The 19974-nt window shown below is 51.9% G+C and carries 17 protein-coding genes; all 17 read right to left on the bottom strand.

Going from position 1 to position 19974, the window contains the following annotated elements; genetic code table 11:
• Window positions 1-165 precede the first annotated feature (165 nt).
• Complete coding sequence (gene flhE / locus LU633_RS11325) at window positions 166-564, bottom strand: flagellar protein FlhE (protein ID WP_020323289.1); 399 nt, start codon at window positions 562-564, stop codon at window positions 166-168.
• Window positions 564-2645: a flagellar biosynthesis protein FlhA gene (flhA, locus tag LU633_RS11320; RefSeq protein ID WP_020323290.1), complete on the bottom strand. Its 2082-nt coding sequence runs from the start codon at window positions 2643-2645 to the stop codon at window positions 564-566. Before flhA ends, flhE begins: the two co-directional genes overlap by 1 nt.
• Window positions 2645-3790 carry a flagellar biosynthesis protein FlhB gene (gene flhB, locus LU633_RS11315; protein ID WP_020323292.1) on the bottom strand — a complete coding sequence of 382 codons (1146 nt, stop codon included), beginning with the start codon at window positions 3788-3790 and terminating at the stop codon, window positions 2645-2647. Before flhB ends, flhA begins: the two co-directional genes overlap by 1 nt.
• Window positions 3791-3998: 208 nt before the next feature.
• Window positions 3999-4643 carry a protein phosphatase CheZ gene (gene cheZ, locus LU633_RS11310; RefSeq protein WP_020323294.1) on the bottom strand — a complete coding sequence of 215 codons (645 nt, stop codon included), beginning with the start codon at window positions 4641-4643 and terminating at the stop codon, window positions 3999-4001.
• 9 nt (window positions 4644-4652) lie between these two features.
• The gene (cheY, locus tag LU633_RS11305; RefSeq protein ID WP_020323295.1) at window positions 4653-5042 is read right to left on the bottom strand and encodes a chemotaxis response regulator CheY; all 390 of its coding nucleotides are present in this window, start codon (window positions 5040-5042) and stop codon (window positions 4653-4655) included.
• A 49-nt stretch (window positions 5043-5091) separates the two neighbouring features.
• The gene (locus LU633_RS11300; RefSeq protein WP_020323296.1) at window positions 5092-6141 is read right to left on the bottom strand and encodes a protein-glutamate methylesterase/protein-glutamine glutaminase; all 1050 of its coding nucleotides are present in this window, start codon (window positions 6139-6141) and stop codon (window positions 5092-5094) included.
• On the bottom strand, window positions 6141-7013 hold the full coding sequence (gene cheR / locus LU633_RS11295) for a protein-glutamate O-methyltransferase CheR (RefSeq protein WP_020323297.1): 873 nt from the start codon (window positions 7011-7013) through the stop codon (window positions 6141-6143). The genes LU633_RS11300 and cheR overlap by 1 nt, the downstream gene beginning before the upstream one ends.
• Before the next feature lie 25 nt (window positions 7014-7038).
• The gene (locus LU633_RS11290; RefSeq protein WP_020323298.1) at window positions 7039-8652 is read right to left on the bottom strand and encodes a methyl-accepting chemotaxis protein; all 1614 of its coding nucleotides are present in this window, start codon (window positions 8650-8652) and stop codon (window positions 7039-7041) included.
• Between the two features lie 42 nt (window positions 8653-8694).
• Entirely contained in the window at window positions 8695-10374 is a 1680-nt protein-coding gene (locus LU633_RS11285) for a methyl-accepting chemotaxis protein (protein WP_020323299.1), read from the bottom strand.
• A 536-nt stretch (window positions 10375-10910) separates the two neighbouring features.
• Window positions 10911-11408, bottom strand: coding sequence for a chemotaxis protein CheW (gene cheW, locus LU633_RS11280; RefSeq protein ID WP_020323300.1), 498 nt, complete (start codon window positions 11406-11408; stop codon window positions 10911-10913).
• A gap of 24 nt (window positions 11409-11432) precedes the next feature.
• Window positions 11433-13424, bottom strand: coding sequence for a chemotaxis protein CheA (gene cheA / locus LU633_RS11275; protein ID WP_198292546.1), 1992 nt, complete (start codon window positions 13422-13424; stop codon window positions 11433-11435).
• Window positions 13425-13434: 10 nt separating this feature from the next.
• Window positions 13435-14475: a flagellar motor protein MotB gene (motB, locus tag LU633_RS11270; RefSeq protein ID WP_020323302.1), complete on the bottom strand. Its 1041-nt coding sequence runs from the start codon at window positions 14473-14475 to the stop codon at window positions 13435-13437.
• Window positions 14472-15359 (bottom strand): flagellar motor stator protein MotA, encoded by an 888-nt coding sequence (gene motA, locus LU633_RS11265; RefSeq protein WP_020323303.1) that lies wholly within the window; start codon window positions 15357-15359, stop codon window positions 14472-14474. The genes motB and motA overlap by 4 nt, the downstream gene beginning before the upstream one ends.
• Window positions 15360-15491: 132 nt before the next feature.
• Window positions 15492-16070, bottom strand: coding sequence for a flagellar transcriptional regulator FlhC (gene flhC, locus LU633_RS11260; RefSeq protein WP_020323304.1), 579 nt, complete (start codon window positions 16068-16070; stop codon window positions 15492-15494).
• Entirely contained in the window at window positions 16070-16423 is a 354-nt protein-coding gene (flhD, locus tag LU633_RS11255; RefSeq protein ID WP_020323305.1) for a flagellar transcriptional regulator FlhD, read from the bottom strand. The genes flhC and flhD overlap by 1 nt, the downstream gene beginning before the upstream one ends.
• A 926-nt stretch (window positions 16424-17349) precedes the next feature.
• Window positions 17350-18756: an alpha,alpha-trehalose-phosphate synthase gene (gene otsA / locus LU633_RS11250; RefSeq protein ID WP_020323306.1), complete on the bottom strand. Its 1407-nt coding sequence runs from the start codon at window positions 18754-18756 to the stop codon at window positions 17350-17352.
• A 4-nt stretch (window positions 18757-18760) separates the two neighbouring features.
• Window positions 18761-19567 carry a trehalose-phosphatase gene (gene otsB, locus LU633_RS11245; protein ID WP_046372021.1) on the bottom strand — a complete coding sequence of 269 codons (807 nt, stop codon included), beginning with the start codon at window positions 19565-19567 and terminating at the stop codon, window positions 18761-18763.
• Window positions 19568-19974 lie beyond the last annotated feature (407 nt).

The following is a 19974-nucleotide window of genomic DNA, read 5'->3' as shown; positions in this document are numbered from 1 at the left end:
TGCTCTTTCAGATTCAACGTCCTAAAAACCCGGCCAGAAGCTGGGTATCTTTCCTTGCACCGGGCATGGTATTGCGTGAGTAAAAACGCCGTAGTCGCTGTTATGCAGCCACTGAGTGCTTGTTCCTTTGCTGTACGCATAGACCGCAGCCGCGTCAGACAATAATCAGCGGTAATTGACCATCACTTCATTACTGAGCACCCGTAGCGTTTGCGGTAGTTTGCCCTTGCCCTGAACGCTGTAAACAAAATGTAAATTTTCCGCTGCATTGACGTCGGTCAGTCCGCGCGTGCTACCGCTGGCACCTTCAAGCACCACACAGCGCGTCTGAGTACAGAGATGGACTATCAGTCCCGACGGCGGCGGCGCGTTTAACCTGTAGCGCCAGGAAATCTGGGTAATGACGCCGCTGCTCTTCTCAGGGGCACTCAGTGCTGGCGAAAACATCTGCTGACCACGAATTTGCAGTCCCGGACCACTGCTGCTCGCCTGCCAGCCCCCGCCGGCGGCGGCGGCGGCGGCGGCGGGCAGAAGCGCCGCCAGCAGAAAGAAAAGCCGCTTCATCAATATCCACCAATGGTCGAGGTCATGCGGATCTGACGATTATCGGTCATCTCAAGATTTGAAATCACCATCAGCTGCGGCAGATTACGACGCAGGAAGCGGGCAAGAAGCGCGCGCAGTGGATGGTTAACCAGCAGTACCGGTGGTGCGCCAAGCGATTCCTGATGGGCCAGTGCGCTCTGCGCCTGCGCCAGAAGACGATCGGCAAGGCCCGGCTCCAGTCCACCACCGCCCTGCAATGCCTGAAGCAGCAAACGCTCCAGCGTGGTGTCCAGCCCGATAACCTGCGCTTCCCCCGTCCCGGGAAACCACTGTTGCGTAATCGCCCGGCCCAGCGCGACACGCACCACAGCGGTCAGTTCCTGCGGATCGTTCTGAACCGGTGCATGTTCCGCCAGCGTCTCAATAATCGTTCGCATATCGCGGATAGAAACCCGCTCTGCCAGCAAATTTTGCAGCACTTTGTGCAGCGTGGTCAGGGTGATCACGCCAGGGATTAAATCCTCCGTCAGTTTTGGCATTTCCTGCGTCACACGATCCAGCAGCTGCTGTGCTTCCTGGCGACCAAACAGCTCACTGGCGTGCTGACCAATCAGATGATTCAGGTGCGTTGCCACCACGGTACTGGCTTCCACCACGGTATAGCCCTGAATCTGCGCCTGCTCTTTCAGGGCGCTGTCAATCCAGATAGCCGCCAGACCAAAGGCGGGATCGACTGTGGCTTCTCCGGGTAACGTTCCGGCAGCAGTGCCGGGGTTAATCGCCATCCAGCGACCCGGATAGGCATCACCACTGCCTATTTCGACGCCTTTCATCAAAATCCGGTAGCGCGCGGGCGGTAATTCCATATTATCCCGAATGTGCACCACCGGCGGCAGAAAGCCCATCTCCTGAGCAAATTTCTTACGGATACTGCGGATACGTCCCAGCAGTTCGCCATCCTGTAAATGGTCGACCATGGGGATCAGACGGTAACCCACTTCCATACCCAGTGAATCTTCCAGTTGCACATCGGTCCAGGACGCCTCAACGTTGGCCGGTGTTTCGGTGGTTTTCACCACGCCACCCTGCGGTTCCACCTTCGGTTTAGCTTGTTTACCGCGCAGATACCATGCGAGGCCAAGCAGCGCAGCGGTGAACAGCAGAAAAACAAAATTAGGCATGCCGGGTACCAATCCCAGCATCCCCAGTACTCCGGCACTGAGCATCATTACCCGCGGGTTGGTAAACAACTGCCTGACCATCTGCTCACCCACGTCCTGCTCGGTGCTGACGCGAGTAACAATAACGCCCGCCGCAGTGGAGATAACCAGCGCGGGGATCTGCGCCACCAGACCATCACCAATGGTCAGCAGCGTGTAACTTTCCGCCGCGTGGCCAACGTCCATACCATGCTGAACAACACCCACCAGCAGGCCGCCGATCACGTTAATCACCATGATCATAATCCCGGCGATGGCGTCCCCACGCACAAACTTACTGGCACCATCCATGGAACCATAAAAATCGGCTTCCTGAGTCACTTCAGAACGGCGTTTCTTCGCCACTTCTTCGCCGATAAGCCCGGCGTTCAGATCGGCATCAATCGCCATCTGTTTACCCGGCATTCCGTCCAGAACAAAACGTGCGCCGACTTCCGCGATACGTCCGGCACCCTTGGTGATAACCATAAAATTAATGATGACGAGGATGATAAACACCACGATACCGATAGCGAAGTTACCGCCTACCAGAAAGTGGCCAAAGGCTTCTACCACATGACCGGCAGCACTGGCACCGGTATGGCCTTCCAACAGAATGATACGGGTGGATGCGACGTTCAGCGCCAGACGCAGCAACGTTGAAAACAGCAGAATGGTGGGAAACGCGGCAAACTCCAGCGTACGCTGGGTGAACATGGCCACCAGCAACACCATAATCGACAGCGCGATATTAAAGGTAAAAAGTAGATCGAGGACAAACGACGGCAGCGGCAGCACCATCATTGACAGGATCATCAGAATCAATACCGGACCGGCCATCACCTGCCACTGGGTATCCTTAATATTCGGTAACCGTAATAACGTCGACAAAGAAGCCATTACTCTTTTTCTCCTGGATCAAAATCAAGTGCTTCCGGCACCGGTAAATTATTGGGTTTCTTCGGAGCCAGGCCGCCTTCGATTTTCCAGCGACGGAGCTGCCAGACCCAGGCTAACACTTCAGCGACCGCCGCATAAAGCGTGCCGGGAATATGCTGGCCTATTTCTGTGTGCCGGTAGAGCGCACGGGCCAGTGAGGGTGCTTCCAACACCGGGATACGGTGTTCTTTGCCCAGTTCACGAATGCGCAGAGCAATATCACCCGCTCCTTTGGCAAGCACCTTTGGCGCACTCATTTTTCGTTCGTCATATTGCAGTGCCACAGAGAAATGCGTTGGGTTGGTGACAATCACATCTGCTTTGGGAATATCAGTCATCATGCGACGACGTGCCGCGGCGCGCATTTGCTGGCGAATGCGCCCTTTTACGTGGGGGTCACCTTCCTGCTGTTTATATTCATCGCGGATATCCTGGCGGGTCATGCGTAACCCTTTAAAGTAGCTGTAAAGCTGCCAGAACACGTCAAATCCCACCATCGGGGCCAGCCCCAGCACCACCAGAATGCAGCACAGCGCAATCATGTTCAGCGAACTGGCCAGCGCGGTATACGGCGATTCGCCGATCAGCCTGAGCATATCGGGCCAGTGATGCCGGATATAAATCCAGGTAACTACGCCAACCAGCACAGCCTTAAGCACTGATTTGAGCAACTCCGCAGCGGTCTGGCCGGAAACCAGTCGTCCCAGTCCTTTAATCGGGTTCATCTTGCCAAAATCAACTTTAATCGCTTTACCGTTGATCATCACCCCACCAAGCAGCATAGGTGCAGCAATAGCGACCAGCACCAGCCCACCCATCATCGGCAGCAGCACAAACACTGCCTCCAGCAGCAGGTTACTCATTTGGCGCAGCATTTGGCTGGTATCGCTCACTACGGAGTGATCGAAATGCAGTCCCTCCGCCAGCAACAGAGCAATTTTGCGGGACATTAACGCGCCGCCAGCCCACAGAATAGTCAGTCCTGCGACCAGCATCAGTACCGACGTCAGCTCGCGCGATCGCGGTATCTGGCCCTCTTCACGCGCTTTTTCAAGTCGGTGGGCCGTTGCGGCTTCGGTCTTTTCCTCTTCGCTTTCACCGGACACGACAGCTCACCTTCACAACAGAAATTTTGTACAGCATGCCAGAATGGCGCAGGAATGATGCCGCGAGTAACGGCGTAAAAAAGGGGTTATTTCACTGATAAACGACGCGATGGTCAGGCACCCGGTCAGGCAGGTTGCTGCACGGGTGTCCTGTTGCTGAAAATCAGCGCCCGCTTTGCAGGCGTGTCAGGCAGACGTGGCACAGATGTCAGAACCCGAGACTGTCCAGCAGGTCGTCAACCTGGTCCTGGTTCGCCACCACACCGGGTGCGGTGCCGTTGATCTGTGGGCCATTGAGCAGGCTGTTGGCATCTTTTTTCGGCCTGTCAGGCTGATCCGGTATGTTTTCCAACAGCACCATCAGTAGCTGACGCTCAATTTCCTGGATTACATCCATCATGCGCTTGATGACCTGGCCGGTAAGATCCTGGAAATCCTGCGCCATCATGATTTCCATCAGCTGGGCGTTGGTAAAACCGGTATGCTCCGGTACGGATTCCAGATAGCTACGGGTATCCGAAACCAGCGAGCGGGCATCTGCCAGTTCAATAGGATTTTCAAACCACTCATCCCAGCGTCCTTTCAGTGCTTTCGCTCCGTTCTCCATCAGTGTCTGGCGAGGCTGCGACGCTTCCACGCAGTTTAGTGCGCGTTCCGCCGCCTGCGCGGTCATTTGTACTACGTAATCCAGACGATCGCGTGCGTCGGGAATGGCTTCCGCCGCTTCGGCAATCGCCTGATCCAGACCCAGCTCACGCAGGCTGTCACGCAGCATGCGCGTCAGTGAACCGATTCGGGAGATGATGTCTTGCGCCGAGGCAGCATCAACACTTGGTTTCGGAATATTGCTCATCTCGGCTCCTTACATACCCAGCTTTTCGAAGATTTTACCTAACTTCTCTTCAAGCGTGGCTGCAGTAAAGGGTTTAACAACGTAGCCACTGGCACCTGCCTGGGCAGCCGCAACAATGTTTTCTTTTTTGGCTTCTGCCGTGACCATCAGCACCGGCAGCTTGCCCAGGGTGGTGTCAGCACGGATGGTTTGCAGCAGCTGCAATCCGTCCATGTTGGGCATGTTCCAGTCGGAAATCACAAAGTCGAAGCCCCCCGCACGCAGTTTGGCCAGCGCATCGACGCCATCCTCGGCTTCTTCAACATTGTTGAAGCCGAGTTCTTTCAGCAGGTTACGGACGATGCGGCGCATAGTGTTAAAGTCGTCCACCACCAGAAACCGCATATTCTTATCAGCCATAGTTACTCCTGTTTTATGTAGCCCCTCAGGACGGGCGCTGTGTTATACGTTAGATTCGTAATGCCTGTCCGGCGCTAATTTTTGCCAGCATATGCTGGCTAACCTGGTGCAAATCCACCACTTCACTGGCCCCCCCGAGGGTAATGGCCTCGCGGGGCATGCCAAATACCACACAGCTTTCTTCATTCTGCGCAATGGTCCAGGCTCCCGCTTTATTCATTGCCAGCAGGCCCGCTGCACCGTCGTTACCCATCCCGGTCAGGATCACTCCCACCGCATTCCGGCCTGCAAACTGTGCCACTGATTTAAACAACACATCGACCGACGGTTTATGACGATTTACCGGTGGTCCATCATTCAGTTTAACCTGATAGTTAGCACCACTGCGGGCCAGCTCCAGATGCATCGCACCGGGTGCAATGTAAGCATGACCGGGCAGAATACGTTCACCATCTTCCGCTTCTTTCACCGTAATCTGGCACAGCTTGTTTAAGCGGTCGGCGAAAGAGCGGGTGAAGCCCGCCGGCATATGCTGAGTAATAAGCAATGCCGGGCTGGTTATCGGAAGCGGTTGCAGGACGTGCCTGATTGCCTCAGTGCCGCCCGTTGATGCGCCAATAGCAATCAGCTTTTCGCTACTCAGCAGCGGTCCGGCTTTTAGCATAACGGGAGCAGGCAGCAGCCCTCGTGTGTGCAGCCTGGCTTTTGCTGCCGCACGCACCTTGTCGCCAATCATCTGGCTGTAGGCCAGCATTCCCTCGCGAATACCCAGCGATGGTTTAGTCACAAAGTCCACCGCGCCTAGCTCCAACGCTCTCAGGGTGACTTCCGACCCTTTCCCGGTCAAAGAGGAGACCATCACCACTGGCATTGGCCGCAGACGCATCAATTTCTCAAGAAAATCCAGGCCGTCCATCCGCGGCATTTCCACATCCAGCGTCAGCACGTCCGGGTTGTATTCTTTAATCAGCTCCCGCGCTACCAGCGGGTCGGGGGCGGAAGCGACCATCTCAAGGTCGGGATGGCTGTTGATGATTTCAGTCATTAGCTGACGCATAAGCGCGGAATCATCTACGCATAACACTCTGATTTTGCCCATTATCTTTCCTTAGTCAGTCCGTAGACCGTCTGGCCGCGCAAATAAAATTCTTTGCTGATCTGGCTGAAATTCTCGGAATGGCCGGCAAACAGAATTCCCCCTGGCTTAAGCTGCGTGACAAAGCGCCTCAGAATTTTCTCCTGCGTTTCTTTATCAAAATAAATCATCACATTACGACAAAAAATAGCATCAAACGGTCCAGGTAAGACCCACTCATTAGCCAGCAAATTGAGCCGGGCAAAGGTCACGGTATTCGCCAGCTCGGGTCGTACCCGCACCATGCCAGCATGTGGTCCGGTACCACGGAAAAAAAAACGCTGCATTTGCTGTGGAGAAAGCGTGCGTAATTCCTCCTGGCGATAGACCCCGGCCAGCGCCTTTTCCAACACCTGCGTATCGATATCGCTGGCGTATACCTGAAATTTACCCGGCCCGGTACCCAGGATTTCCGCCAGGGTTATCGCCAGCGAGTAGGGTTCTTCGCCGGTTGACGCTGCGGCACACCAGACGTTAAAACTGCCACCGCGCTTTTTGGCATGTTCCGCCAGAATCGGAAAGTGGTGCGCCTCGCGGAAAAACGCCGTCAGGTTGGTGGTCAGCGAGTTAATAAACGCCTGCCATTCCGGGCTGTTAATATCATTTTCCAGCAGCGCCAGATAGCGACCAAAATCGTCCAGGTCCAGCATCCGCAGCCTGCGCACCAGACGGTTGTAAACCATCTCGCGCTTGTGATCGGCCAGAACAATGCCCGCCCGCTGATAAATCAGCTGACTGATACGTTTAAAATGCGCATCAGAGAGCGGGAGACGCTGCACCATCTGGGACAGCATTGTTTGATTTTCCTGCGGTGCTAATGACGTCGATTTTTTCATGTATTGCCACCCAGCAAAGTACAGATTAAGGGGTTAAAACCAGGCTATTTTTCCTGAATACATCCAGCGCCAGCGGTTGACCCATTTCATCCGCAGAAGAAAGGGTAAATTTCTTCACCGCCTGCGTCAGATGATCGGCCTGCGCTTCAAGTGCTTCGGTCGCGGCGGCGGCCTGTTCCACTAATGCGGCATTCTGCTGCGTGACCTGGTCCATCTGGCTGACTGCCCGCGCAACCTGTTCTATACCGCGACGCTGCTCATCTGAAGCCGAGGCGATTTCCCCCATGATGTCGTTAACTCGGGTGACGCTCTGGACTATTTCATCCATGGTTTCTCCGGCAGAGGCCACCAGTGCCGAACCCTGCTCCACACGGTTGACCGACTCTTCAATCAACACTTTAATCTCTCTTGCCGCCTGCGCGCTGCGCTGTGCAAGGCTGCGAACTTCCCCGGCAACCACCGCAAACCCTCTGCCCTGTTCACCTGCACGCGCCGCTTCAACCGCGGCGTTCAGCGCCAGTATGTTGGTCTGGAACGCGATACCGTCGATCACGCTGGTAATATCACCAATTTTTTTCGAGCTGGCGGCAATATCATTCATGGTGGTGACAACCTTGTCGGTCAGCGTTCCCCCGCGATTCGCAGTGTTTGAGGCGTCTTTTGCCAGCTGAGAGGCCAGCCGTGCGTTTTCCGCATTGCCGCTTACCGTTGCGGTCAGTTGTTCCATACTCGCCGCCGTTTCTGTCAGTGAAGCCGCCTGCTGCTCGGTGCGTGCCGACAAATCGTTATTACCCGATGCCATTTCATGGATCCCTGTATGCATTTCGTGGCTACCATCACGAACGCTGCTCACCGTACTGGCCAGCGCGGTTTGCATCACATGCAGGCTGTTAAACAACTGGCTCAGTTCATTGCGGCCATTGGCCGAAATGTGGCCACCAAGATCGCCGGCCGCAATACGTTCAAAATGACCACGCATCAGGGTCAGGGGCGCAATGACCACTTTCCTTACCCAGACAATGCCTGCCAGCGTGACCAGTAATGACGTCAGCACCGCAGCGATAAAAATCACCTTTGACTGCCGGTAAAAACCTTCCCCTGCCTGGCTGGCATGCTCACGCATCTTGTCGATATGCGCCATCCACAGGTTGTACTGCCCCTGGAATTTGTCCTGCTTGCCCTGAGTAGGGGAATCCAGGAAATTTTGCAGCTGATTGTTTTGCAGATAAGTAATCAGTTGCGCCAGTTCCTGATAATAATTGTGATATTCCACCGCCATCACCTGCTTTAACTGCTGCCCCTCAGGTGAAACCACTCCGATGGCATCAAACTCTCTGTAGGCTTTATCGGCAGCATTCAGATCTTCCTGAGTTCTTGTCATTAAACTTATTATTTGCTCGCGCGGTTTGCTCAGTGCAGCCAGCGTGCCAGCACGGCTCAGTGTTACGCAGGCGCTTAGGAGGGCCGCCCAGGTCTGCCCCAGGGTTTCGCGCTGGTTGCTGCTAACTTCAACGGCGTGCATATTGCGCGCATCCAGACGAAACGAGTTGAAAGAAAGGCCACTACCCACAATTTGCATTACGCAAAATAGCCCCAGCAAAAACAAAATGACGGTGGCGATACGGATCCGGCTGAACATGTAAATCTCCTGCATAGCCGCCCACGGCAGCTGGATAATAAGTTAAAAAGTTTCCCAGTTATCATTGGAAATCGGGGCAGCAAGCCTTTCAGGCTGAGGCGCTGTGGGAGACAGCAGGATCTTTTCGTCACGTCTACTGCTATTAACAGCCTGGATGACATTTTCTTTACGAATTCGAAATACACTAACCGCCTGGGACAGCCGGCGAGACTGTTCTTCCAGTGCAGCGGCAGCGGAGGCGGACTCGCCTACCAGTGAGGCATTCTGATGCGTAACGCGGTCCATTTCCGTTACCGCCGTCCCCACCTGTTCAATACCGCGGCTTTGTTCATCGGATGCCGAGACAATTTCACCCATGATGTCAGTGACACGGGTCACTGCACTGACAATATCCTTCATAGTTTCGCCCGCCGTGCCGACCAGCGCAGAGCCGCTGTTTACCCGCGCCACGGAATTCTCAATCAGCACTTTGATTTCTTTCGCCGCCTGGGCGCTGCGCTGCGCCAGGTTACGTACTTCTCCCGCCACCACGGCGAAACCGCGTCCCTGCTCACCTGCCCTCGCTGCTTCAACAGCGGCGTTAAGGGCCAGAATATTGGTCTGGAAAGCAATACCGTCTATTACGCTGGTAATATCGGCAATTTTTTTCGAACTGTCGGCAATTTCGCTCATAGTTTTCACCACGCTGTCCACCACGCTACCGCCTTTCCCTGCCGTTTCAGACGCGCTAAGTGCCAGCTGCGATGCCTGGCGAGCGTTTTCAGCATTCTGCTTCACGGTGGCCGTTAACTGTTCCATGCTGGCGGCAGTTTGCTCCAGCGACGCTGCCTGCTGCTCGGTGCGTGAAGAGAGATCGTTATTACCGGCAGAGATTTCACTGGCACGGGTGTAAATAGCGTCGGAACCGTCGCGAACATCGCTCACCGTGCGGACCAGCGACTGCTGCATATCCCGCAAATTTTCGGCAAGCTGCGCCATTTCATTTCGCCCCTCCACCAGCACGGGCTGAGTCAGATCGCCTTCTGAGATACGGCGGATATGCGCAATATTCATTTTCAATGGCTGCAGCAGGATTTTTTGGATGCCATTCCAGATGAACGCGGTTGCCACCAGGAAAGTCACCAGCACCAAGACCAACGTCCAGATGGTTTGCTGATAGGCATCGCGGTTCATCTGGTTTCCCTGTTCAGCCAACTGGCTGTTTCTTTCAAGCCAGGCGTTATAAATTTTTTCGAAATCGTCCTGATCGCGCTGCGGAGGCTGGGAAAGAAAATCGTTAAAACGGCCGACGTCCAGCATAGCGATCAAAGCAGACAGAGAGGCACGATACTGCTGATAACCAACCTGAAGCGCCTTGACGTGTTTCACCGTTTTGCCCTGTTCAGACAGATTTGCGTTAAATACTGCAAAGAATTTGTCAGCGGCATCCATACTCTGCCGGGCCTGTGTCAGCAACTCGTTTACCGTAGTGCCTGAGCCTGTATAGGTAGCATCAAGCAGAAAGCGGGTACCGGCACGATTCAGGGTGTTACATGCCTGGATTAAGGAAATCCACGCCCCTCCCATCGCCTGCTGCTGGATTCGCAGTCGCTGGTTGAACTGATAGTTTTCCTTATCATTATGTACCGTGTTAAAAAAGAGTACGCTGGTTCCTGACTGTAATAAGGCAAACAATACAAGTATTCCCACCAGGCCAGTGACAACTTTGATACGTTTGAACATGACTACCTCTGTACAGGGCTAATTATCCTCTATATCGGCATCAGCGCTGCGATCTTTACGAGAATGATTTTCGGTTGCTGCTTTCATGAGCAGTATCAGGACAATCCGTTATGTCAGAATCATCTGACAGAGCATGAGTGTTATTCCCACATGATTTAAACAGAGTAAAGGGGCTTATTTAATGACTCTCTGCCTGATTAAATTTAATTATTATCAAGATTTTTTAATGAGTTGTATTGATTTCCTGCAATGATATTTCACTCCGGTAACAACCTGGAAAGCTTCCCGGACTCGCCTTGACGCACACGTTTATGTCTATCTGGTGACGCCCTGTGCACAACTGAAAATGTGTAATGCAGGTTTCGGTTGGCAATAAATGAACGTACCGAATCATTAGCCACCGGGAAACAGTGCGGTCGACGGGCAGTCAGGCAGCGAGGACAATTGCGCAGAAAAAAAAGAAAGAAACCCTCAATAAAAGAAATTCGAAGCGTCCCGCAAAGGACTGCCCCGAAATAAAGATTCTTATCCGTGTCTTATGCGCTACGCAGTGTGTCTACCAGCGCCATTTCTTCACTGTTTAACAGCTTTTCAATATCCACCAGAATCAACATACGTTCACCCAGGGCGCCCAGGCCTGTCAGATACTCTGTGGACATGGTGACCGCAAATTCCGGGGAGGGGCGAATCTGGTCCTGCGTCAACGACAGAACATCAGATACGCCATCCACGACAATACCTACTACCCGATGTTTGAGGTTGAGAACAATCACCACGGTATTATCGTTATAGTGGACGTTCGGCTGTTCGAACTTAAGCCGTAAATCGATAATTGGCACGATTACACCGCGCAGATTGGTCACGCCTTTAATAAAAGGCGGCGTATTGGCGATACGGGTGACCTGATCGTATCCCCGGATCTCCTGGACCTTGAGGATGTCGATACCGTATTCTTCATTTCCCAGTGTAAAGACCAAAAATTCCTGGCCTACCGTTTCGCCAGCAAGTTTAGTGACAGCTGCCATTCCAGTCATAGTTATACCCTTAATCGGTTTAAGTCAGGCTGCGGCTCCCGCCACACGCTTTTCACGGTTGAGAGATTGCAGAGCCGAGACATCGACAATCAACGCCACGCTACCATCGCCAAGAATGGTTGCTGCCGAAATGCCCGGAATTTTGCGATAGTTGCTTTCCAGGTTTTTCACCACCACCTGGTGCTGACCAATCAGCTGATCAACCAGCAAGGCGTAGCGTTTACCGGCACTTTGCAGAATGACCACTATTCCCTGCGTCGCCTCTGTTTTAGCATCCTGCACATCAAATACATTCCACAGCTCAACCAGCGGCAAGTATTCGCCCCGCACTTCCAGCACACGCTCCCCACCAGCCAACGGATGCAGATCGTTTGCCAGTGGCTGGAGGGATTCCATCACAGCATTGAGCGGCAGGATAAAGACTTCATCAGCTACGCGGACAGACATGCCGTCGAGAATGGCCAGCGTCAGCGGCAGCAGGATACGGATGGTTGTGCCTTTGCCCTGTTTCGAGGCAATTTCAACATGGCCGCCCATCTCCTGAATGTTACGTTTCACCACATCCATGCCAACGCCGCGCCCGGAAACGTCGGTAACCTGTTCTGCGGTGGAGAACCCTGGGGCGAAAATCAGCATGCCGACTTCTTCATCGCTCATGGAATCACTGACCGGGAGTCCGGAGGAAAGCGCCTTCGCCAGGATACGTTCGCGGTTGAGTCCTGCACCGTCATCAACCACTTCAATACAAATATTGCCACCCTGGTGTTCTGCAGAGAGGGTAAGGTTGCCCACGGCAGCCTTACCCTCTGCCAGACGTTTTGCCGGTGCTTCAATTCCGTGGTCAAGACTGTTTCGTACCAGGTGGGTCAGTGGATCGATAATACGTTCAATCAGGCTCTTATCCAGTTCGGTCGAACTCCCCAGCAGGGTCAGTTCCACTTCTTTGCCCAGTTTGCTGGCCAGGTCGCGAACCAGACGCGGAAAGCGGCTGAAGACATATTCCATCGGCATCATACGGATCGACATCACCGATTCCTGCAGGTCCCGGGCGTTACGTTCAAGTTGGCCCATGCTGTTAAGCAAATCGCCGTGAGCAACCGGGTCAAGCTCGCCAGAACGCTGGGCCAGCATCGACTGGGTGATAACCAGCTCACCCACAAGGTTGATTAGCTGGTCAACTTTCTCAACCGCTACACGAATACTGGTTGATTCGCTGGCCTTAGGCACAGACGTTTTTTTAGTCGACTCACGCTTCGCCGGTGAAATATCGCTGACGGACGCCAGTATCGGCTCCGGTTCGGCTTCTGTTTCCACATCGGCCACCAGCGTTTCAACCTCGACCGCCGCGACCTTTTTCTGTGGTGTTTCACTGCCTTCGTTAAGGAATTTGATCTGAGACTCATCAATAACGAAGCAGAGTACCGCCACGATATCATCCGGGCTGACGGAAGAATCCAGGGTTAACTCTACCGAGGTTTCCCCTTTAATGACGTTGGAGACGCTGCCCAGGTTGCCCAATTCTTCCAGCATAAGCGGAATTTCAGCAGGTTTCAGGTCAACCAGAGTCAGACGCAGCCCCCCCCGTTCAGGCGTCTCAACAACGACAGGCTGTGGCGCGATAATTTCACCTTTGGCTTCGAGTGCCAGCTGACGCAGCGCCTGACAGATATATTCGAAGGTTGCAGCATCCGGCTCCGAGGCGGTTTTGTAGGCATCCAGCTGTTCTTGCATGATATCTTTCGTTTCCAAAAACAGGTTGATGATATTGGTGCTCAATTGCATTTCACCGCGACGAGCACCGTCGAGAATATTTTCCAGAATGTGCGTAGTTTCCTGCAGAACAGTAAAACCAAATGTTCCCGCACCACCTTTGATTGAGTGGGCTGCGCGGAAAATTGCGTTCATCTGTTCCGCATCTGGTTCCTGCGGGTCAAGGCCCAGCAGGTGTTGTTCCATGTCGGCCAGCAATTCATCGGCCTCATCGAAAAACGTTTGATAAAAATCGCTGATATCCATGCTCACGGTATCACCTCTGCTGTGAGTCGCGCTCGGTCTGTGCCGGGGTCGCAGGCTGTCCCGAAGAAAACGCCTTCGGTACATTCTTACTTCCTGCCGACTCAGCCTGTGATGGTTGAGGGGCCGGGTTATTGTTGGCAGCCGATGGGATCGGCGGTGCCACTATTTGTTTAAGATTTGCCGGATCACTGTTGTCGATTTGCACAGCATCACTTTCCGAATTTTCCTTCTCAATCTGCATTTCCGTGTCATGATTCAACACCAGCAAACTGATTCGACGATTGACCGCATCATTTGCACCGCGATTATTCAACTTCATGGTATCGGCCATGCCGAGCACCCGTAGCATCTTGCCTGCATCCAGCCCGCCTATCACCAACTCGCGACGTGATGCATTGGCACGATCAGTTGACAGCTCCCAGTTACTGTAACCCCTGTCGCCCGTGGCATACTGAAAATCATCCGTGTGCCCCGCCAGACTGATTTTATTCGGTATATCATTCAGAATCGGCGCGATGGCTCTGAGGATATCGCGCATATAGGGTTCCACTTCCGCACTCCCGGTTTTAAACATCGGGCGGTTCTGACTGTCGATAATCTGGATACGTAACCCCTCTTCCACCATGTTGATAATCAGATGCTGCCTGAGCGCCTTCAGGCGCGGATCGGCTTCTATCAGCTGATCCAGCTTTTCTCGCAGGCGGTTAAGTCGAATCTTATCCATATTGCGTTTCTCTGCATCCATATCGACAACTTTGTGAACTTCACCTATTTTTTGCGTCGGGTCCTGACCGCCACCCGGGATAACGCTTACGCTTTCACTGGTACGTGTCCCGCCCGTTATTGCAACCTTCAGGGGCGTTTTAAAATATTCCGCAATACTTTCGCGCTGTGCGGGCGTGGAAATCGAAATCAGCCACATCACCATAAAGAAAGCCATCAGAGCCGTCATAAAATCCGCATAGGCAATCTTCCATGAACCATGCCCGCCCTCATTGCCTTTGTGCTTCTTCTTCCTGACCACAATGATAGGATGAGTGTTATGTTTCATGCGCCCTGATCCGAAGTCTGTTTCGCCGATGCTTTCGCATTGCGGACGTGTTCCTCCAACTCGATGAAAGATGGTCTGTCCGTCGAGTAAAGGGTTTTACGGCCAAACTCAACGGCAATTTGTGGCGCATATCCATTCAGGCTGGAAAGCAGCGTAACCTTAATGCACTGCATCATTTTCGTGGTTTCTGCACACTTCTGCCGCAACACACTCCCCAGGGGAGAAATAAAGCCGTATGCCAGTAAAATGCCTAAAAATGTTCCTACCATCGCATGCGCCACCGAGGCACCCAACTCCGCTGCTGGCCTGTCAGCCGCTGCCAGCGTATGAACCACCCCCATTACCGCTGCGACGATACCAAATGCAGGAAGGGAATCACCCATGGATTGCAGTGCCGTCGCAGGCACCTCACATTCATGTTCGTAGGTTTCAATTTCTTCATCCATCAAGGCTTCGATTTCGAACGCATTCATATTGCCGCTGATCATCAGGCGTAAATAGTCGGTAATGAAGTCCACTAATCTTTTATCGGCAGAAATGCGCGGGTAATTAGCAAAAATTTCACTTTCCTGCGGGTTATCAATATCGGCCTCAAGGGACAACATGCCCTGCTGACGGGATTTAGCCATCAGGCGATAGAGCAGCGCCATCAAATCCATATAAACGGATTTGTTATACTTCGCGCCACGCATCAGGAGGGGAAAGGATTTCATGGTGGCTTTAATGGCTTTGCCGTTATTTCCAACGATAAAGGCGCCGACAGCAGCCCCACCAATAATCAACAGTTCAGAGGGTTGGTAAAGCGCGCCAAGTTCGCCACCAACCATCGCGAAGCCACCTAATACCGATCCCAAAACCAGGATATAACCCAAAATAATTAACACGATTGATCCTTACGTCTGCTGACGCGTGGGAGTAAGACGTCCAGATAGCGGTAAACGGATTGCATCACGCATGGACAAAAAAAAGCAGCGGTTAAAAACCGCTGCTGGAGTCATTCCACGTGGCTAACACCATTAAACGGCTTGTTTAATCTGTTCATCCAGCAGTTGTGAAATATTATCGGCAGAATCTGAAATAAGTTTACGCCTTTTTACCGCGCGCGAAGGCGGCTGGCAGAGGCTGCAAACAAAGCTGCCGACAGGCTGATGTGCATGATTAATAAAGCTTCCACCACAGCATTTGCAGTCGGAAAGCTCAAGCATACCGCTCTCCACAAAGCGGACCAGCGTCCATGCACGGGTCAACGCCAGTAGCGGACCGTTTTCCTGCTGCGGACACTGCTCAAGATACAGCCGATAGGCCTTAATAACGGCATCGACGCCTTTACACATGTCACTTTTCAGTAAGAACTGCCAGGCATTACAGAACATGGACGCATGGATATTCTGCTCCCATGTCATAAACCAGTCGGTAGAGAATGGCAGCATGCCTTTAGGTGGCGGGCTACCGCGCAGTTCTTTATACAGTTTGATTAAGCGGCCACGGCTTAACTGGGTCTCGCTTTCCAACATTTGCAGGCGTGCGCCGAGGGAAATTAATTCCATGGCTAACTGAATGTCACGCGCTTCCTGCACGATACTTTTTTCGCTCATTAACTCGCCCTCTTTTTAGGCTGTCCGTCTTTTTTATCAATGGCGTTACGCAATAAACGGCTGGATAACAAAATCCCCGTGTGAATTTGTTGTAAATCATCCACGCGTGATTCCTGAGTCAGGCGGTTAATTGTGTTGTGATCGGTGAAACGAAACTGACAAATCAGCTGATTGGTTTCGGCCAGTTTCACCATCTCAGGCAGGGTCAACTGAGACAGCGCATCGGCCATTGCTTCATCGATACCGAGGCGAAACATAGCGGAGGCTTTTTCCTGATTAATCAGGCGCTGTGCAAGCAGCAAATAAGACAGATTAATGTCATAAATATGTTTTAGTAATTCTGATGTGCCCATTTTTTCCCATCATAACTGTCACGACTTTAACGTTTACGGATTTCGCCGCTACCTGATTGCTGACTGTACATCTGAAGATGGCAAAAAATTTAGTGGCTAAAGCCAAACGCTTGCAAGGCTGAGGGCGACCAGAAAATGGAAGTCCATACAGGAAGTAGTCATAAACTCATTTTGCCAGTTACTGCTCCGATGTTTTCGTGCTTTTCCCTGGCATCACCTTTCTGAGTCTTGAACGCTATTAAGACTATTCTGAAAACAAAACAACTTTATATCCTCTTTTTTCCGGATACAACGTGAGCCAAGTTTAATTTTAGATAAAATGTGATCTATGTCACATTTTTTGGCTTGTTTTGGTTAAAAAAAGCTAAAGCAGAGCTGCTCATTAGTTCACTAACCAATCATTTTTGGCTCTTTTTATTAATTTTTTACCTTTTTTATTACATTCAGATGGAACCGTAATATAAACAAGATATATAACCTTAAAATTAAATAATTAATGAATTAAATAGAATTAAAAACTAATTAATTTTTATAATTAAGATTTTTATATTATTTTAGATGAAAAAATGACGCGCTAATTAGTGAAATGAAGCTACTATCACGAAGCTGGCTGAATAGAAAAAATGTGATCTGTGATAGGTTTTTTATCTGGAAATGTTGGTGTGATGTAAGGAGTGAGGGTATTGATGTTCAGCGGACGGCAGCAGATGTAACCAATAATTACATTAATAAATTGAATGTATTCCATAATTTCAATACTGCACGCTACATATCGGCAGAGGAACCATTTTCTTTAATAAAAATGTGCTTTTTTAGCGTTTTTTTTTAAATAAACGTTCTGATAAGCTCTAAAGGGTAAAAAAGAGCGATTAACACTCGCTCTTTTTATGAGGCGGGTACAAATTATGCCCGGCAGTGGAATGGGGCTATCTGTTTACAGCATGATCGACATCGCCACGCGCGGGAAGTGCCTGTAAATCCGTTAAGTAGGTTTTTCGCCAGTGGGTAATGTCATGCTTACGAAGAACGTCCATCATTTCGTTATAGCGTGAAATACGCTCATCCAACGGCATGGTTAGCGCCTGATTAAGCGCCGCTGCGACCTCATCGCGGTCGTAGGGATTCACAATCAGCGCGGAGGTCAGTTCATTGGCCGCACCGGCAAAACGGGACAAAACCAGCACACCGGGGTCTTTTGGGTCCTGAGCAGCGATATATTCTTTCGCGACAAGATTCATACCATCGCGTAACGGCGTAACCAGGCCAATGTCCGTCAGGCGAAATATTTTCATTAACAGCCGTCTGTCAAAATGCTGGTTAAGGTAATAAAGGGGGGTCCACCCCAGCGTGCCATATTTACCATTTATTCTTCCCGCTTCGGTTTCAAGCTGATGACGAATATCCTGGTAAGCCTGCACGTCACCCCGGGAGGTCGGCGCTATCTGGGAATAGCGTATTTTTCCACGATGCTCAGGGTAATTTTCCAGCAGAGCCTCATAAGCCAAAAAGCGCTCGGGAAGCCCTTTAGAATAGTCCAGCCGCTCACAGGCGATGATATTTTTGGCATCGCCGAGAGCCTTCTTCATGGCGGCCATTTTAGGCGGCAACGGCCCTTCCGCCATCTCGCGGATATTGTCCGGCTCAATCCCGATGGGATAAACCTCAGTGATAAAATGTTGATCAAATGCCTGATGTTTCTTGCCTTCACCCTGTAACTCAGTACACAGCGAAACACACTCCAGAAAAGCAGTACGATCATTTTCCGCCTGGAAGCCCAGCAGGTCATATTCGCACATCATCGCCAGGAGTTCGCGATGCGGCGGCAGCGCGTTAAAGACTTCCGGTGTAGGAAAAGGAATATGCAGGAAGAAACCGATGCGGTTCTGAACACCCAACTTACGAAGCGCGGCGGCAAAAGGCAGCAGATGATAGTCATGGATCCAGATAACATCGTCCGGCTCCAGTAGCAGCATCAGTCGGTCGGCCAGCTGGTTGTTGACCTTGCGATACCCCTCCCAGGCCTCACGCTGAAAATTAACCAGGTCAAGACGATAATGAAAAGCGGGCCAGAGCACGCCGTTGGAGAACTGCAGATAGTACAAATCATAATCGTTCTGGTTCAGTCCAAAAGAAGCATAGGAGATGCCATCCTGTTCGAACAGGTTCATCTCTTCCTCATCTTCCCCAATCTCATTGATTTCGCCATTCCAGCCAAACCATATTCCCCCGGTGGTTTTAAGCGCATCCATAATGCCAACCGTTAAGCCACCTGCGCTGACTTTTGACCCATCAGGTACTGCGATGCGGTTAGATACAACTACTAAGCGACTCATAACCTTAACTCCTTACCGACATTTTTTCGTCTTGATCTAATTGTAATAGTGTTTCTGCCAGCCATTTGTTGACTGCGGCGACATCCGGCAGACGATGCGCGGCTTCCGTGCAGCCCTCGCCGACTTTGACTGAGATTCCCTGCATGGCATTAACCGTGGAAAATGCTGCCTCATCGGTCACATCATCGCCAAGAAATACCGGTGTTTTACCGGAAAAAGGCGCCTGCTGCATAAATGCCGCAACAGCAGCCCCTTTATTGATACCCTGCGGCTTGATTTCCACCACGCATTTTCCGGGCTGAAGCGCCAGCCCGCTAAACTGCTCAATAACAGATTCAGCCAGTTGCATCACCTGAGTTTGAAAGTGCTGCGCACCCCGATAATGCAGGGCAAAGGCCATGCCCTTCATTTCCAGCTGGGTACCAGGGAGAGCAGCCATGCGTTGCTGTAATAAAGAAGAAAGTGCAGAAACGATCTCTTCTGGTAACGCATGCTGTTCGAGGTTTCCTTCCAGATCGCGCCGCTCGGCACCATGCACACCAGCCAGAGGCAGCTGTAACGGCGAGACCAGTGCGTCCAGTTCACTTATCGGGCGGCCTGATACCAGCGCCACTGCACCACCACAGATACGGGCAAGATCCTTAAGGTTGACAATAACCTCTTCCGAAACAGACACGTCATCCGGGCGCAGCTGAATGTCAGCCAGCGTTCCGTCAACATCAAAGAAGAAGGCGTAACGCTGTGCCTGAGATAGCACGGGGCCGGGTATATTTTGTGAATTCACACGTTTTCTCCTGATGGTATGTCTCATGGCGGTATGTTGATAAGGGGTGAGAAGGACTCGGAAAGCACCAGACACCGTATGCCCGGAAACAGCGACAGCAAATAACGCCCAAAGGGCTATCTGCAGAAGATGAAGAGTACTTACGGGCAGATTTCAGTGTTGTGAACGTCCCTTCCTCGCGGGTCTTTACAGCAGGTTCACCTCTGACCTCACCCCGTTGTTACTCAGGTAACAACATCATTATTAGTATAGTTGCCAGGCTTCGAACTGCCAGAACCAGGGTTTAAGCTGGTACAGCGGCGGCATAAATTCAGAGCCGACATGAAAAAAGAGGTCATGAAATCAGCGAACAACGAGTGCAGTCAGGCAACGGATCGCATCCACAAATCATTAATATTGATGCCACACCAGTCGGTGACATCCTCCGGACCGGC

The sequence above is a fragment of the Erwinia tracheiphila genome (assembly GCF_021365465.1).
In the GTDB taxonomy this organism is placed as follows: Bacteria; Pseudomonadota; Gammaproteobacteria; order Enterobacterales; family Enterobacteriaceae; genus Erwinia; species Erwinia tracheiphila.
Note: the sequence above shows the minus strand (reverse complement) of the source record. Positions and strands in the feature narration are given on the sequence as shown.

What these genes read in the sequence shown, in the direction of transcription:
- flhE (WP_020323289.1), bottom strand. Translation starts at nt 564, where the DNA reads ATGAAGCGGCTTTTCTTTCTGCTGGCGGCGCTTCTGCCCGCCGCCGCC.
- flhA (WP_020323290.1), bottom strand. Translation starts at nt 2,645, where the DNA reads ATGGCTTCTTTGTCGACGTTATTACGGTTACCGAATATTAAGGATACC.
- cheZ (WP_020323294.1), bottom strand. Translation starts at nt 4,643, where the DNA reads ATGAGCAATATTCCGAAACCAAGTGTTGATGCTGCCTCGGCGCAAGAC.
- cheY (WP_020323295.1), bottom strand. Translation starts at nt 5,042, where the DNA reads ATGGCTGATAAGAATATGCGGTTTCTGGTGGTGGACGACTTTAACACT.
- LU633_RS11300 (WP_020323296.1), bottom strand. Translation starts at nt 6,141, where the DNA reads ATGGGCAAAATCAGAGTGTTATGCGTAGATGATTCCGCGCTTATGCGT.
- cheR (WP_020323297.1), bottom strand. Translation starts at nt 7,013, where the DNA reads ATGAAAAAATCGACGTCATTAGCACCGCAGGAAAATCAAACAATGCTG.
- LU633_RS11290 (WP_020323298.1), bottom strand. Translation starts at nt 8,652, where the DNA reads ATGTTCAGCCGGATCCGTATCGCCACCGTCATTTTGTTTTTGCTGGGG.
- LU633_RS11285 (WP_020323299.1), bottom strand. Translation starts at nt 10,374, where the DNA reads ATGTTCAAACGTATCAAAGTTGTCACTGGCCTGGTGGGAATACTTGTA.
- cheW (WP_020323300.1), bottom strand. Translation starts at nt 11,408, where the DNA reads ATGACTGGAATGGCAGCTGTCACTAAACTTGCTGGCGAAACGGTAGGC.
- cheA (WP_198292546.1), bottom strand. Translation starts at nt 13,424, where the DNA reads ATGGATATCAGCGATTTTTATCAAACGTTTTTCGATGAGGCCGATGAA.
- motB (WP_020323302.1), bottom strand. Translation starts at nt 14,475, where the DNA reads ATGAAACATAACACTCATCCTATCATTGTGGTCAGGAAGAAGAAGCAC.
- flhC (WP_020323304.1), bottom strand. Translation starts at nt 16,070, where the DNA reads ATGAGCGAAAAAAGTATCGTGCAGGAAGCGCGTGACATTCAGTTAGCC.
- flhD (WP_020323305.1), bottom strand. Translation starts at nt 16,423, where the DNA reads ATGGGCACATCAGAATTACTAAAACATATTTATGACATTAATCTGTCT.
- otsA (WP_020323306.1), bottom strand. Translation starts at nt 18,756, where the DNA reads ATGAGTCGCTTAGTAGTTGTATCTAACCGCATCGCAGTACCTGATGGG.
- otsB (WP_046372021.1), bottom strand. Translation starts at nt 19,567, where the DNA reads ATGAGACATACCATCAGGAGAAAACGTGTGAATTCACAAAATATACCC.